The sequence below is a fragment of the Ammoniphilus sp. YIM 78166 genome, assembly GCF_004522215.1.
Taxonomy (GTDB): Bacteria; Bacillota; Bacilli; order Aneurinibacillales; family RAOX-1; genus YIM-78166.
Window position 1 is genome coordinate 18,303 of the sequence record NZ_SDLR01000009.1, and the last position, 14,736, is coordinate 33,038.

Genomic DNA, 14,736 nt, shown 5'->3' on the forward strand with positions numbered 1-14,736 from the left:
GATATTTTAAAGATGTCCATAAGCTATTGAACAGCGTGACATGTGAATTGGAGTGTGATTTATTCTAACGGGTGTCGATAGTTGAATTCCGCAAACAAAATTAAAAGAAGGACTTCTTCTAATATAGCCAATATAGAAAGTCCTTCTTTATTATTTAACTGCCATCCTCATTTAGGAGTAAAGCTATTTATCCCCATTCTCTCAAAATCCTTCGTATTAAAAGTGGCTACTTGTTCACCTAAATGTTCCGCTTTTGAAGATAAATAGGCATCAGCAAAATCCACCTTATGGTAAGCAAAGTTAGACATAGCAGTGAGCAGAATTTCTTTATGATCGACCTCGCAAAACTCAATCAGTTTGGTTAACCATTCAGCAATTTCTTCCCTCGAATATTCGTAGTATTTTCCACTTAAAACATACACACATTCAGCGACTACGATCGGATCGAGTATTAAGGTCACTTCATGGTTCGTCATTCGCTCAAATAAGTTTCGAGCTTTTGGAGAATGTTCGAGGTGATCGTTTGCTAGAAAACGGATAATGACATTGGTATCTAAAATCAGTTTCACAGAACATCCTTCTCCTTCATCCTCTGTTCCGATCTTTCTTCGAGAGAATTATTGCGTACCTTTATAAAATCTGAGGTATCTTGTTTAGGTTTTGCTACACCGAACAGATCAAGGATTGCTTTCTTTTTCACGACCTCGAATTTGGTTTCCCCGTTTTCATCAATAATAAAACGTATGTTATCCCCTTCCTCAATTCCTAACGTCTTACGAATTTCCAACGGGATGACGACTTGACCTTTGCTCGATATCTTACTTGCGGAAGTAACCATCATAGTTCACCCTTACCCATATTATATTTCTTACTTTTATTTTAGTCTTACCCCGGTAAAAAGTAAAGGTAAGCTGAGCACCTCTCTATGTTCCGATGTAGAGTATCGTGGACAACCACCCGAAGGGGGTGGTACTGCCCCACTAATACAAATAACATTTATTGTAACGGGTGGTTGAAAACCTCCAATTTCTGCTGATCGAAAACATGTAATACAGAGATAAAGTTAATGATTCTATTGTGCTAGCGGGATTCGATAGCAGGGGAACGGAATCGGCATCCATCCCCTGCTTCGTTGTCACACCTTAGAATAATTGCATTGTAATAGTTTGAAACCTTCGAAGTAAAAGTATCGTCTTTATGTTTAGAACAAATATTCGAGGTGATAAATTCTATGTTTAGATTGTTACTAGGTGTCCTATTAGCGATTTCTGTTTTATCTGGATGCTCCCAACAAAATGGAACAGCATCTTATCCTAGTGTTGTTATCTGGAATAACACGCAATATGGTTTATCAGTTGAGGAAGTTCCAAGTCAACAAATTGGAAAGCAAATTGGCGAAGTCATGAAAAACTCTCATCCGATGCCTAAAGAGAATAACGAAGCTAATGACACCTCCGTTGGCAGTAAATTATACGAAATCTCAGGAAAAGACTCAGAAGATGCAATTGCAGTCGAAAGGGACGGAAAGTATTTGTTAGCAACGAAAAACGGACTCTTAAATAACAAGTAGTTATTTCGCTAAACCAGCTAATAGTTTGTCAACATTTTTCATTAAAATATAAATTTCAGTCGTGCTATACTAAAAATGCACATACCAAATAACCTTCCAACACCTCTATGGAAGGTTTTGTTGTATATGGTTTTTTCATTTAATTAGGTTAAATCTTGGAAAGCGGTTCTGTTTTTTAGAATAGCATATATCCAATGGAGCAGCTTATTTACACAAGCGATCACGGCTACTCTAAAAGGTTTACCTTCGTTTCGTTTCTTGTCGTAATACTCCCTTAATCTCTTGTTACGGGGGATAATCTCGTCACCTTGTTTCTTCTTACGAGAGTCCCGAATGGCACAACGAACAGCCATATACAGCGCGTGCCGTAATTGACTAGATCCTCGTTTTGTAATCTTTGTGATCGTCGCTTTGAATTTACCCGATTCAAATACTTCTGGATCTACACCAGCGAATGCTACTAGTTTTTTAGGGTGATTAAACCGATCGATTTCCCCGATCTCAGAGATAATCGTTGCCGCGATCTTTTCTCCAATACCGGGGATCGTTTGGATAATCCCATATTCTTCAATCTCTTTAGCAAGAGCATCTATCTGTTTTTCTAATTTCGATAGGTGCTTTTGGTATTGAAGAATCATCTCAACAGACATTTGCAGTGTAAAGATAAGACTTTGATATAAGTTCCTTTGAAATGGATTACGAGAAGCTGCTGCCATTAGAGCACTGGCTTTTTCTCTAGCCCACTTCTCTGAACGACTGATACATAACGATGCGATTTTATCTGCTACTTGAGCTTCTCCAGCATGAATAACAGCTTCTGAAGTCGGAAACTCCAACAGAGTAAGAAGAGAAACTTTAGAGTATAAGTCCCCGAATATTCCACGGTACTCCGGAAACACCTGATCGAGAATAGCATGGAATTGTAGCTTTGTTTGAGAACTAATCCCTGATAAACTTTCGTGTTGGCGAGTTAAATGGCGTAGGTTGAGTAATTGGATTCCACGTTTCTTATAGGGTTCCAACTCTTCCTTGTAGTAAAGCTCACAGAGGTGGTAAGCGTCTATGGCATCTGTTTTGACCTTACGTAAACTTGAACTTTTGGCTCTGTAAGCAATTAAAGGATTAACGACAATATATACATACTGATGCTCATCCAAAAACTGAACAATCGGTGTTTGATAGTGACCCGTAGACTCTAAGACAATCGAAGGTTTTACTCTAGTAAGTTTCTCAATCTCTACTAGAAACTGAAGGAAGTGATCCAATCCTTCTAGGTCATGAATAATTTTAAAGCTATGTTTATAAGGTTTCCCCTTATCTAAAAAAGCTTGAACCTGACTTTCCCCTTTGGCAATATCCAGACCAACGACTGGATTCATATTTTATCTCCTCCCATAAAAGTGATTGCCGGTAACCCCTAATTCCTTCTTGTAGTGTCATAGGTTCGCTTGTTATGCGGGATCCCACTCCCAACCAGCCTGAATCATGTTTCTACAAGTAGGGGGCGAACGGTTTAGCTAACGGGGTCTTTGCCCCACGGGATCGGTCGTTCTGCCCCGGCTACCGTATTAATAAACCCTCTTAAATAAAAAAGGTCAACCAGAAAAAACTGGCTGACTTCATAATACGAACGGAGATCGATAGCGGGGAACGAGATCGCGGCATCCTTCCCCTGCTTTTTGCTGCGAAAGGGTAGAATGGTGGAACAAAACGATAAAAAGCCTAACCATTAGGTCAGGCAGTATGTCATCGCTGTTTCTGGGTGATGGACTTGGCTGTTAGAAGGGCATGCGGAAAAAAAGGCGAAGCAATATCCACCAAATTATCCCAATGTAGTACACGTATTCTCCACACAGCCCTTAGTGATTTTCGCTCCCATGTCTCAACGGGTCAAAGCCCTTTCATTCCTTCGTTACATCTATCTAAAGGGTGGAGGTCGGTCTTTCGTTTTACTTAATGCAATTTGTCCTTTCCATTTACCTGAACTTGGCTTCCGTAAAATTGAGTCCTGCGTGACGCAATATAGAATTCCCCATGAGCAAAGCCGCTTAAATCGCCTGATTCTCCTAAAATTCCTGCTAGTGAAATAATGTTAATCCCTTTGATAGTAAGCATTTTCTTTGCGAATGGTATGCGATTAAGCACGGATTTAAACTCTACCTCGACTTTGATGAAATAAATTAGCCTCGTAGAAAAACAAGCGGTTTTTGTAGTTATTTTAATGTGTCAGTCAACGGGTTAAACTGTTTGATCTTTTGTATTGATAGATTCAAACTGTAGTTCCCATGATCGAGAAGGTGATTAAGAAAGAGATTCAATTGATCTTGGGATTTAACTTTTATTTTTAAATGGTAACAGCCTTCCCCAGATATCCGGTGAGCTTCAACTACCTCATTTCGATCATTAATAAAACGAATAAACGAATCATGATTTGCTGTTTTCATATGAACAATGACAAAGGCTGTATAAGAAAATCCTAATTTCATTTCATCGATTATTAAGGAGTAGGCTTTAATTACTCCACTTTCCTCAAGTTTTTTAATACGATTTCCTACTGCTTGTCCAGTCATATGTATTTGTTCCCCCAAGTCTTTCCATTGGATGCGTGAATTTTCGGTTAGTAGTCGGAGGATCTGAAAATCAATTTTATCAAGTTGCATATAAATTCCTTTCGCCATGAAATTATTTTATATAAAAGTGTTTCATCAAACCATCGATCAAAATCAAGATATTATTTATTATTTTATTATAATTTAATTTTGATGAGGTGAAAAAAATGAGTGTAGCTTTGATCTTAGTTGATATTCAAAATGACTATTTTCCGAATGGTAAGATGGAATTAAGCAATCCTGTTACAGCAGCAGCTAATGCTGCTAAAGTTCTTGAATGGTTTAGACAGAATAACAAAGATAATATTTTTCATGTCCAGCATATCGCAAGTGAAGCAGGGTTAGGCTTCTTTCTTCCAAACACGGAGGGAGCAGAAATCAATGAGTCTGTTTTACCATTAGAACACGAAAGTGTTATCATAAAACATGCGCCTAACAGCTTTTTCAAGACGGAATTAGAAAGCAAATTAAAAGAAAACGGAGTGACCAAGCTAGTGATTTGCGGTATGATGACGCATATGTGCATTGATGCCACAGTCAGAGCCGCAGTGGAGCTAGGTTTTGAATGTACATTGATTGAAAATGCATGTGCGACAAAGGACTTAGTTTATCAAGATAGGGTCGTCGCGGCTGAACAGGTGCATTACGCCTTCATTAGTGCACTTAATGGAATATATGCCAATGTAGTTTCAACCGAGGATCTCTTGCAAAAAGAGTCTAATACGATCTTCAACAACAACTAATTTTATATGCGGATAATCTGACTTTCACAAAACAAGAACCCTTCTTTCGAAAGAAGGGTTCTTGTCAATTGCACATCCGTCGCTTAGAATCAAGTTATTGAGCGAACGGGGATCGATAGCGTAGGAGTGGCTTTTTAAAGCTACGGCAATTCCATAAGCTGTCTATTGGTTTAGTCAGCCTCTTTACTTTTCCATTCTTCCCATCTGTGCGTATATTTCTGTAAGATCCCATTCGGTCTAAAATGGTCGCCCGTCTTAATGATAAGGCGAATTTTCCGCATTTGTTCCTCAAAGCCTTTATATCCTGAGACTTTATCGGCATAGATTGCATTCATCAAAACGAAATGGGGTGACGGATATTTTTCGGTTAAGAACGAAAGAGACGTCTCAATCGGCGTGTACTTTTTTCTCTTTCCTTCCCACTGGTCAATAGTTGCTGGCATTTCATGCGTACTTTCTTGAAGAAGTTCGAATAAAAAGTCCACTCTTTTAAAATACGGTCTCGATACAGAGATATTCATTCGTCTTAATGTTTCTTCATGCTGTGGATAAAAAACAACTTGGGAAAAGCCCCGTTTCTCCGAGTAATTAAATATTTCATGTATTTCTTCCTCTGTGACTAATTCGAATGTATCGAATACAAAAAGTGTACCTTTCGCGTTTTGCAACATTCACGCCCCCTTTACTTTAAAGTATGCACAAAAAACATATATATTGGAAAAGAAAAAGGATGTTCATTCTCCGTAAGCAAAATTTCAGTTTTATTGAAATCATGTGTTGTCGATTATTTATTGATAGTTAAATAACATAGATAAAATTAAAGCAGAACTCCTTCCAACATAACAGTTTGAGAGAAGTCCTGCTTTTGTGATTTTAACAACGAATTATGATGTGATGTGAATCCCCTTGCTTGCACCACTAAACGGAACCCGTTAGCCGTTTGTCAGGACCTCTAGCCTAGTATTTATAGGTTTCGTCTTCAAAGATAATTTTTCCATCTCCCATCGTCAGCTTTACTTTCACTTCTAGCCATTCCTCCGGAGGAACGGTAAATAGATTACGATCCAAGACGATCACATCTGCTAATTTACCTTCTTCTATGGTACCTAATTCATCCTCCCTAAAACTTCCATACGCTGAACCTATCGTATAGGCTCGAAGCGCCTCAGCCAAGGTAATTTTTTGTTCAGGAAGCCAGGTACTTTCCGGATTACCGCTATTATCCACCCGCGTAATGGCCGTATAAAGTTGACGCATGGGATTCATGGAGATGGCAATCGGGAAATCCGTTCCCAGAGCCAGGTGAGCTCCTGAATCCAACAGAGACTTGGTTAAGAAGACATTTTTTTCTCTGTCTGGTCCAATGATCGATGTATACACATCCCTCGAGGACGCCGCCATGTGATCCGGCTGCATGGAAACGCTGACGCCTAGGGCAGCAAAACGATTAATGTCGCTGGGGTGTATGACTTCGATATGCTCTACTGTATGTCTGGAATCTCTCTTCCCGTTTTGTCGCGCAGCTTCTTCAAAAGCATCCAATGTCAATCGGACGCCTGCATCTCCAATCGCATGAATACGGACCCTGAATCCTAGCTTGTCCGCTTGGACTACACGATCAATGAATACATTACGCTCTATGGCTGCATGTCCACCATGATCCGGCTCATCGGTGTATGGAGATAAAAAGTAGGCCGTGTGACCGGTCACCGTTCCATCAATAAACTGTTTGAGACCTGAAAATTGGAGACTCTTCGATTGATATTGAAGACGTAAGGATTGAGCTTTCTCCAGATCGCCATCTAATTCAGGCGTAATATGGATTCTTGTTGTTAGTTTTCCTTCATCCTCAAACTTTTTGTATAGCTCAAAATCCTGAATAAAATTATCTAGCGGGGCATACAGTTCATTCACGGAAGTAACTCCATATTGAGCGGTCAGCTGGAGAAATGTTCTTAGAATGGATTCTTTTTTCGTCTGCGATAATTGCAATGCTTTCTCTAACACGGGTTGTTGAGCGAGTTCGTATAAAAGGCCTGTTAATGCCCCCTTTTCATCTCGTTCAAAACGCCCAAATTCAGGATCCTGGATCTCTTCCGTAATCCCCGCTAGTTCTAATGCTTTCCTGTTGACCCAGGTATAATGGCCTTCTGCGTGAAAGAGTATCACCGGACGATCGGAAATCCGAGAATCTAAGATTTTATAATGAGGTTTTTCGTCGTTCTCCCAATACCCTGCGTCCCATTGCATGCCGATGATCCATTCCTCATCAGGGTGGTTTGTTGCGAAGGTTTCAACCATCTCTGCTACTTCTTGTGCCGATCTAGCCTCGAATAAATTAACGCTTCCTATACTCAAGGCGCCAAACATAATATGAAGGTGAAAGTCATGAAATCCCGGCATGATTAACTCCTCACCAAACTCATAAACCTTGGTTTGCTCCCCTATAAACGGCTCCATATCGCGCTTGGAACCTATCGCTGCAATTTTGTTTTCGACAATAGCAATCGCTGCAGGGTGCGGCGTGTCCGTTAAACCTGTAAAGACGGCATTGCCTGATAAGATGAGATCTGCTTTTCTGTGAGTTTGCATACTACGTTCCCCTTTATCCATTGATTACCTCTTCTACGTCATCTACGTGTAATTCAGGAGGTTTCTGTGTAAACATTTTTGTAAGATATAATAGATAAATGACTCCTATAGCTAACCATGTCCCACCTAATAGGAGGGAGTACTTATTCAGTTGAGTTAAAAATAAGGACGTCACGGCTACACCCAGCAATGGAATGACAAGATACAAGATCGCTTCGCTCATGGACCTTTTTTTATTCTTCATAAAGAAGTGGGCAATTACGGAAAGATTTACGAAAGTAAAGGCAAATAAGGCACCGAAATTGATTAAGGAAGTAGCGGTATCAATCGTAAAGAACACCGAAGTCAAAGCTAGAGTACCGATAATTAGCACGTTGTTGACGGGGGTATGGAATTTGGGAGATACATACCCAAAGATTCTTTTAGGCAAGATGTTTTCTCTCCCCATCGCATATAAGATACGGGCTGCGCTACCCCCTGAAGCAACGGCGGAAGCAAAAGCTGCGGTTAACACCACGGCAAGAAACAGGCTCGTTAAGAGATTCCCTCCTAGAAAAGACAGGATCTCGAGGGCAGCCGACTCCGGATCTTGAAAAGAGAGAAAATTGGGATAAATGAGCTGAGCCAAGTAAGTGGTAGCAATGAACAATACTCCTCCGATGACAGGAACAAGGAGAATGGCCTTTGGCATGGTCTGCTTTGGATCTTTTGTCTCTTCAGATAAGGTCGTCACGGCATCAAACCCTAGAAAAGCGAAGCATAAAAGAGGGACTACGCCGAGTATCGCTGAGATCTTGATATCTGGATTGAAGAATGGCAGCATGGAAAAACTCCCCGCCCCTTTACCATCAAGCAATCCTTTCACAGATAAGAAACAGAACAGCACGAGAAATAAAAGTTGGAAAACAACTAAAAAAGTGGTGAAATTCGCCGCAAATCGAATGCCTAAAATATTGACTACGGTAATGACGGTAACGAATAGCATAATCCATATAAACATCGGCACCCCAGGGAGATAAGGGGAAACGAATATCCCCACGAGCAAAGCGCTAATCATAGGACTAAAGAGATAATCCACTAATATCGCCCAACCGACCAAAAATCCCATATGGGAACCCATGGCTTTCTGTGTAAAGGTATAGGCTGAACCCGATGTTGGGAATTCCTTGACTAGCTGTCCATAACTATAAGCCGTAAACAGCATGACAACCAACGCGATGGCGTATGCGGTTGGAATCATGCCCTGGGTCATCTCAATGGCAATCCCATAGGTGGCGAACACGGTGACTGGAGCCATAAAGGAAATCCCGAACAAAACCACGTGCTTTAATGTTAGCGTACGTTTAAGCGTGGGCGATCGATCCATTCCAAGTCAGACCTCCTTTTTATTTGTCTTTCAAATTTAATGCCACCAGACTTGCAAAATCATGGACAAGTGTTGCGGCCAGTAGCGATGTAATCTGGGTGGGATCATAGGGAGGCAGAACTTCGACCAGGTCAAACCCAATATAGTTAAAGCCGGTTAGGGAGCGGACCATCTCCAGTGTTTCAAGACTGCTAAAACCACCCACTTCCAGCGTACCCGTGCCAGGAGCACAAGAAGGATCGACAAAATCAATGTCAAACGTTAAGAAGCAAGGGGTATCTCCAATGACTTCTCTCATGTGCTGAAGGATACGGTTAAACCCACGCTGCCGAATTTCTGGTGTAGTGACCACGTTATAGCCCAAGTCATAGCTAGCTTCAAGATCCCCAGGATGATTCAGCGTTCCTCGTATGCCAAGCTGGAACACTTTCTCCGGTATGAGCAGTCCTTCTTCGTGTGCGCGGATGAAAGGCGAGCCATGCCAGTATTTCTCATCATAATACGTATCCCACGTATCCGTATGGGAATCAAAATGGATCATCGCTACAGGACCGTAAACCTTGGCCGCCGCTCGTAAACTTGCAAGGGTAATAGAATGATCCCCCCCTAAACCGATAGGAACAATTCCTTGATTCATGAGGCTGAGTACGGACCCTTCCATTAAGTCATAGCTTCGATGAATATTATGTGGGATGACAGGAACATCCCCAACATCGATGGCGTTTGTATCAGTAAAGGGATACACGCTGTGAGTGGGATGATAAGGAAAGAGTGTCATAGAAGACTGGCGAATGGCCTGCGGTGCAAAACGGGCTCCTACACGAAACGAAGCAGCTGTGTCGAAAGGCATCCCGACTATGGCGAGCTTTGCCTTAGGGTGAGTAGCAGGTAATCGCATAAACGAACCTGTCGTACAGAATTCCGGCTTAACATCCGGTGAAAGCGGATACTTCATTGTTATCATAATCCCCCTTTTGTATATCACCAAACTAACAACTATTAGTTTATATTCGAATTATAAAAGCATCTTTTGAGTAAAGTCAAATGATTTTTAAATTTCCATATTATTAATTTACCTATCATTGAACTCTGGATAGGCCACATCGTTGCCCTCTAATCAAGGTCTACTGCCGTTCCTGCCCTTTGAATTTTCATCACGCAAATACCATACCAACTACTCAGCCTTCAAAACATCACCTTTTTCAAGCCGTTTTTATGCATGGTTGCATTGGTTATGAGTAAATGAATAATAGAGGTTCAGGATCCAAAGAAAAATAGCCCCCGGAATCGCTTCCGAAGGCTGTGTTTAATCCTTGATTCGTAAATATTATGCATATCCTACAAAAATACTCTGTGACATCGTTTCCCAGACATGCCTGAGCCTTATTTTAGTCTCATCCGCTCCATAATAATGGATTTGCATAAACATGCCGTCCAAAATGCAGTAATAAGTAGCTAATAAAGTCTCTACACTTACCGGTCGAATTATCCCCTTCTCCATCCCTTCCGTGAAAATAGCGGTTAACACACTAGACATTAACGCTTCCGCTTCAAGGAATTTCATGTTTAATTTTTCTTTTAACATATCCGGAGGAAGCAGCATATTTCTTTTCAAGAATAAGGTCAACGTTTCATTCTGTATATAGAATTCCAACATGCCATATAAGAGGTTATACAGCTTATCATAAGTAGAATCCGACTCTATCTTTCCTATGATCTCTTTGGTTTGCTCAATAATCTTCCAGTTTACCTCTTCATAAATAGATACAAACATCTCTTCCTTGCTCTGAAAATGATTATATATGGAAGGGGTCTTAATCCCCACTTCTTTGGCAATTTGATGAATCGATGCGCCTTCATAGCCAAAACGGGCAAAATGGATCATTGCAACGGCTTTAATTTTTTCTTTTGTCATATCTTATCACCATAAGTTTTATTTTCTAGTTTACACGAAAAGGCTTGAAGAAGGAAACCAGCCAACATGAGAAAAAGTCCTGACAATGGCATCAGGACCTTTGTTTATGGATTTTGTTTTACCCCTCTCGCACTTCCTCGAGCTGGAATTCCGGTGGTTGTTGACTAAAGAAATTCGTCAGATATAACAGATAACAGAAGCCGATGGCAGCCCAGCTTAACCCAAGAACCAACGAACTCATCTCCAGATTGATCCACAATACTCCTATACATAAAATCCCCACAAAGGGAGAAAGGACGTAGCTCCAAAATCCTTTTACTGTCTTATGTTTTTTCTCTCGATAGGCGTAATGCGCAATAACCGATAGATTGACAAAACTGAAGGCGATAAGGGCGCCGAAGTTAATGAACGATATCGCTGTAACTAGATCCAGAAAGATCGCACTTAAAGCAACGACTCCAACGAGCAAAATATTAAAAAGAGGGGTGGCACGACGCGGTTCAATGTAACCAAACCACCTCGACGGTAAGACATTATCACGTCCCATTACGAACAGGAGTCTGGATACGCTTGCATGGGAGGATGTTCCCGAGGCAAGGATTCCCGTAAAAATTCCGGCCATAAAAACAGACTGAAAAAATTGTCCCCCAACATAAAGGGCAATTTCCGGACCTGCAGCTTCCGGATCCAGAAAGCGTGTATTATCCGGAAAGAAGGACTGTGTAAAATAGGAAACGGAGATGAACAAAAACCCGCCGATTAGTGCAACTAAAAAGATCCCTCTAGGAATCGTCTTCCTGGGTTCCTTGGTCTCTTCCGTTAACGTCGTCACAGCATCAAAGCCTAAGAATGAAAAACAAAGAACAGTGGCTCCCGCTACGATAGCGCTCAGATCGGTTGCCGGATTAAAGAAAGGCTGAAGAGTGAATACCTCCCCGGTTCCTTCTCCTAGTTGAAGGCCTCTTACGATCAGGATTACAAAACAGATCATGACCAGGAATTGGAAAGTAACCAATAAAGAATTGAAATTCGCAGAGATGGTTACCCCCATGGCATTAACCGTCGTCATGATCAGCACCGTGCCGATAATCCACACCCAATGCGGCACATCAGGAAAAAGAGCCGAACAGTAAATCCCAGCGAGCAAGGCATTAACCATAGGCAAAAATAAATAATCGAGCAGGGCAGACCAACCTACCATAAAACCTAGATGCTTATTCATCGTTTTTTGAGTATAGGTATAGGCTGAACCCGCGGTCGGGAAAGCCCTTACCATTTTTCCGTAGCTGCTCGCCGTAAACAGCATAGCAACGAGTGCAATAAGATAAGCCATGGGAACATGACCATCCGTCATCTCCGATACGAGCCCGAAAGTATCAAATACCACCATCGGTGTCATATAGGCTAGCCCTAGAATAACCACATGCCATAAAGATAATGAGCGATTTAACACTCTGCCATTTTCCATGTATGATCCCCTTTCCATCTGATTTTAATTATGGCTTCTTTACACCCCCCTTTTTTTGCCACAACTATATTCAAAAGCAAGAATCATACCAAAATAAAAACTATCAAAACATTCAAAGATATCAGCCTCTATATAGGCGTTCACTTCCTCGTTTGCTATGCAGTGGTGAATATCTATTCAATAGTGCATAAATCTTTAAGGATAAACACCCTTCCTTCCATGGCATAGATTTTGCAATGAAAGTCAGTAAACCAAAAAGGAGATACCCTATGCCGACCAAGACCCAAACCTTAAGCGGAAGATTGATTGTAGTGACTCTAGCCATCATCCTTTTTCTTTCCTCTGTAAATTTGTTCATTACCTATCAAGTAACAAAAGAAAGCGTTGTCAATTCTATTTCTAAGTTTAGCATGGAAACCGCACAGAGCATGGCGAAAAACGTAGATATTGAAGCCTATGAGAGCTTTCTTAAGGACAAATCTGCTAACTCCGTCTATTGGAAATTAAGAGAGGATCTGAATCGTTTTAGAGAAACTTCTGGCTCTCTCTATGTATACACCATAGAATTCGCAGAAGACGGTAAACTTAGAATTCTCATAGACGGACAGCCTAGAGACTCAAGCGTGGCTTCGCCTATAGGAGAAGAAGTAGAACAACTACCTGAACAAAACTTGGCTTCGCTACAAGCAGGCATAACCACAAGCACAGACATTATCTATCACCCTACATATGGAGCGTTCGTATCCGCTTTTGCTCCTATTAAAAATCGCAACGGTGACGTCATCGGTATGCTAACCGTTGACACGGACGCGCAGCTTCTTCATGAGATCGGTCTGAAAGTGATAAAGGAAAATGCCCCCTTTGCTCTAGGAATCTATTTGATTGCCCTTCCACTTCTTATGGCACTCCTTTACTTTTACATTCGCAATAAACTTAAGCCTATCACGATTCTAAGTGCTACTGCCCATGAGATGGCGACAGGAAACTTTATGCAGGCGCGTGAGCTTGTCCATTCATTAAAATCGAATGACTTAAAGGAAATTAGTCAACTTTCCACTTCGTTTCTTGCCATGGTAACCAACATGACAGATATCATGGAACAATTAAAAAAGACCTCTGCTCATCTGAGTATGTCTGCCCAGGAATTATCGATAAGCACTCACCAAGCAAGTGCTTCCAGTGAAAATATCACCTCAACCATCCAACAGCTTGCTTGTGGTACGGAGAAGCACTTCCAAGTGATAATAGAGACGGAAGAAGTGATCCAGAATATGTTAACTAGCATGAAGATCGTCCAGTCCTCTGCCGATCAAGTCAGTCATTCATCTTCCCAAGCAGAAGAATGTGCGGCTACAGGTACCCTTATCGTAAATGAAAGTATGGATAGTTTCAATACAATACAACAGACTGTGGACCGTTTGTCTTTGGCTATTCGGGAGTTAAGCGCACGTTCGAAGGAAATAGGCCATATCACCCAAGTGATTACGGAAATAGCAAGCCAAACCAATTTACTATCCTTGAATGCCTCCATTGAAGCCGCTCGTGCCGGCCAGCACGGACGAGGATTCTCCGTCGTCGCAAACGAGATTCACAAATTAGCGAAACACTCCTCTGAATCGGCTAGTCAAATTACGGAAATTGTCAAAGTGATCAAACAGATTACAGACAAATCAGTGCAAGAAATGGATATCACGCTTAACGAGGTTTTCAAAGGAAATCAGAGCATGAACCAGGCAGGAAATGCTTTTTTAGCGATACGCGAGTGTATCACCCACGTAGGTAATGAAACCCGCCTCACTCTGATGAATATAGAGGAACTGTCTGCCCATACGCAAAAGGTTCGAGAATCCATCCAAACGGTTTCGGCACTAGCAGAAGAGGTCGTTCTAGGTAGCCAAAGTATTTCTGCGGCCACTGAAGAGCAGTATGTTTCCATAGAAGAAACCAGCAATGCTTCTTCTTCACTCGCGACCTTAGCTGATGAACTGAACCTTCATATGCAAAAATTTAAAGTGGAATAACTAGTGGGCATCAGGAAGATCCCAAAAAAATAGGTATAGAGAACACGTTTCTCTATACCTTTTCTATATCTAGTCATCCTCGGCTAGGCCAGATTAGAGGCCGTATAGCTATAGGCTTCACTATTTCTGGTGAGCACATCGACATACTCCGGATAGGCCAACAACATCTTTTGTAATCTTACAATCTTTTCATCCAGTTTTTCACTCGCTGTCAGCACTTCAGCACTCGAAAATCCATGTCTCGCTACTAAATACGTTAAATGGTTTCTCATCTCTTCCACTTCCATTTTCATTTTCACCATCTGAAGATGCAGCATTTGAATTAATTCCCCTTTAATAGATTCCACCTTACCCTATAGGGAGGTTTATTTTGTATCTATTAATTAAAGCAAGTTTCATACCAAGCTTTTATTTTAGTGGGAAAGCATTGAGAAATTCTTCTACCTGCATGA

14 protein-coding genes and 1 pseudogene are annotated in these 14,736 nt (G+C 41.2%); 3 read left to right on the forward strand and 12 right to left on the reverse strand.

Going from position 1 to position 14,736, the window contains the following annotated elements:
- Positions 1 to 167: 167 nt before the first annotated feature.
- Positions 168 to 569, reverse strand: a complete 402-nt coding sequence (locus tag EIZ58_RS28200) for a type II toxin-antitoxin system VapC family toxin (protein ID WP_167578019.1) — start codon at positions 567 to 569, stop codon at positions 168 to 170.
- The gene (locus tag EIZ58_RS28205) at positions 566 to 838 is read right to left on the reverse strand and encodes an AbrB/MazE/SpoVT family DNA-binding domain-containing protein (protein WP_240689445.1); all 273 of its coding nucleotides are present in this window, start codon (positions 836 to 838) and stop codon (positions 566 to 568) included. The genes EIZ58_RS28200 and EIZ58_RS28205 overlap by 4 nt, the downstream gene beginning before the upstream one ends.
- Before the next feature lie 393 nt (positions 839 to 1,231).
- Here EIZ58_RS28205 and EIZ58_RS28210 point away from each other — a divergent pair, with 393 nt between their 5' ends.
- Positions 1,232 to 1,570: a hypothetical protein gene (locus tag EIZ58_RS28210; RefSeq protein WP_134704328.1), complete on the forward strand. Its 339-nt coding sequence runs from the start codon at positions 1,232 to 1,234 to the stop codon at positions 1,568 to 1,570.
- 143 nt (positions 1,571 to 1,713) lie between these two features.
- Here EIZ58_RS28210 and EIZ58_RS28215 read toward each other — a convergent pair whose 3' ends face one another.
- The 3 genes and pseudogenes from EIZ58_RS28215 to EIZ58_RS28225 form a co-directional block, all read right to left on the reverse strand.
- A complete protein-coding gene (locus EIZ58_RS28215) occupies positions 1,714 to 2,949 on the reverse strand; it encodes an IS110 family RNA-guided transposase (protein WP_134704329.1) in 1,236 nt (411 codons plus the stop codon).
- Between the two features lie 569 nt (positions 2,950 to 3,518).
- Positions 3,519 to 3,736 (reverse strand): annotated as a pseudogene (locus tag EIZ58_RS34615) (transposase); the annotation flags it as partial.
- Between the two features lie 47 nt (positions 3,737 to 3,783).
- Positions 3,784 to 4,230 carry an Lrp/AsnC family transcriptional regulator gene (locus EIZ58_RS28225; protein WP_134704330.1) on the reverse strand — a complete coding sequence of 149 codons (447 nt, stop codon included), beginning with the start codon at positions 4,228 to 4,230 and terminating at the stop codon, positions 3,784 to 3,786.
- A 116-nt stretch (positions 4,231 to 4,346) separates the two neighbouring features.
- On the opposite strand from EIZ58_RS28225, the gene EIZ58_RS28230 reads away from it, so the two are divergent.
- Entirely contained in the window at positions 4,347 to 4,922 is a 576-nt protein-coding gene (locus tag EIZ58_RS28230) for a cysteine hydrolase family protein (RefSeq protein ID WP_134704331.1), read from the forward strand.
- A 170-nt stretch (positions 4,923 to 5,092) separates the two neighbouring features.
- Here the strand turns inward: EIZ58_RS28230 and EIZ58_RS28235 are convergent, their stop codons facing one another.
- The 6 genes from EIZ58_RS28235 to EIZ58_RS28260 form a co-directional block, all read right to left on the reverse strand.
- On the reverse strand, positions 5,093 to 5,590 hold the full coding sequence (locus EIZ58_RS28235; protein ID WP_167578020.1) for a hypothetical protein: 498 nt from the start codon (positions 5,588 to 5,590) through the stop codon (positions 5,093 to 5,095).
- A gap of 289 nt (positions 5,591 to 5,879) precedes the next feature.
- Positions 5,880 to 7,514, reverse strand: a complete 1,635-nt coding sequence (locus tag EIZ58_RS28240) for an amidohydrolase (RefSeq protein WP_134704333.1) — start codon at positions 7,512 to 7,514, stop codon at positions 5,880 to 5,882.
- A gap of 13 nt (positions 7,515 to 7,527) precedes the next feature.
- A complete protein-coding gene (locus EIZ58_RS28245; protein WP_134704334.1) occupies positions 7,528 to 8,880 on the reverse strand; it encodes an APC family permease in 1,353 nt (450 codons plus the stop codon).
- 19 nt (positions 8,881 to 8,899) lie between these two features.
- A complete protein-coding gene (gene speB / locus EIZ58_RS28250; RefSeq protein WP_134704335.1) occupies positions 8,900 to 9,835 on the reverse strand; it encodes an agmatinase in 936 nt (311 codons plus the stop codon).
- A 372-nt stretch (positions 9,836 to 10,207) separates the two neighbouring features.
- The gene (locus EIZ58_RS28255) at positions 10,208 to 10,795 is read right to left on the reverse strand and encodes a TetR/AcrR family transcriptional regulator (RefSeq protein ID WP_134704336.1); all 588 of its coding nucleotides are present in this window, start codon (positions 10,793 to 10,795) and stop codon (positions 10,208 to 10,210) included.
- A gap of 118 nt (positions 10,796 to 10,913) precedes the next feature.
- The gene (locus EIZ58_RS28260; protein WP_134704337.1) at positions 10,914 to 12,263 is read right to left on the reverse strand and encodes an APC family permease; all 1,350 of its coding nucleotides are present in this window, start codon (positions 12,261 to 12,263) and stop codon (positions 10,914 to 10,916) included.
- Positions 12,264 to 12,532: 269 nt separating this feature from the next.
- On the opposite strand from EIZ58_RS28260, the gene EIZ58_RS28265 reads away from it, so the two are divergent.
- Positions 12,533 to 14,284, forward strand: a complete 1,752-nt coding sequence (locus EIZ58_RS28265) for a methyl-accepting chemotaxis protein (protein ID WP_167578021.1) — start codon at positions 12,533 to 12,535, stop codon at positions 14,282 to 14,284.
- An 83-nt stretch (positions 14,285 to 14,367) separates the two neighbouring features.
- On the opposite strand, the gene EIZ58_RS28270 is transcribed toward EIZ58_RS28265, so the two are convergent.
- A complete protein-coding gene (locus EIZ58_RS28270; RefSeq protein WP_167578022.1) occupies positions 14,368 to 14,631 on the reverse strand; it encodes an aspartyl-phosphate phosphatase Spo0E family protein in 264 nt (87 codons plus the stop codon).
- Positions 14,632 to 14,736: the final 105 nt, after the last annotated feature.

Excerpts from the sequence above, each read along its gene's own strand:
- EIZ58_RS28205 (WP_240689445.1), bottom strand. The coding sequence starts at position 838 with ATGGTTACTTCCGCAAGTAAGATATCGAGCAAAGGTCAAGTCGTCATC.
- EIZ58_RS28210 (WP_134704328.1), top strand. The coding sequence starts at position 1,232 with ATGTTTAGATTGTTACTAGGTGTCCTATTAGCGATTTCTGTTTTATCT.
- EIZ58_RS28215 (WP_134704329.1), bottom strand. The coding sequence starts at position 2,949 with ATGAATCCAGTCGTTGGTCTGGATATTGCCAAAGGGGAAAGTCAGGTT.
- EIZ58_RS28225 (WP_134704330.1), bottom strand. The coding sequence starts at position 4,230 with ATGCAACTTGATAAAATTGATTTTCAGATCCTCCGACTACTAACCGAA.
- EIZ58_RS28230 (WP_134704331.1), top strand. The coding sequence starts at position 4,347 with ATGAGTGTAGCTTTGATCTTAGTTGATATTCAAAATGACTATTTTCCG.
- EIZ58_RS28240 (WP_134704333.1), bottom strand. The coding sequence starts at position 7,514 with ATGCAAACTCACAGAAAAGCAGATCTCATCTTATCAGGCAATGCCGTC.
- EIZ58_RS28245 (WP_134704334.1), bottom strand. The coding sequence starts at position 8,880 with ATGGATCGATCGCCCACGCTTAAACGTACGCTAACATTAAAGCACGTG.
- speB (WP_134704335.1), bottom strand. The coding sequence starts at position 9,835 with ATGAAGTATCCGCTTTCACCGGATGTTAAGCCGGAATTCTGTACGACA.
- EIZ58_RS28255 (WP_134704336.1), bottom strand. The coding sequence starts at position 10,795 with ATGACAAAAGAAAAAATTAAAGCCGTTGCAATGATCCATTTTGCCCGT.
- EIZ58_RS28260 (WP_134704337.1), bottom strand. The coding sequence starts at position 12,263 with ATGGAAAATGGCAGAGTGTTAAATCGCTCATTATCTTTATGGCATGTG.
- EIZ58_RS28265 (WP_167578021.1), top strand. The coding sequence starts at position 12,533 with ATGCCGACCAAGACCCAAACCTTAAGCGGAAGATTGATTGTAGTGACT.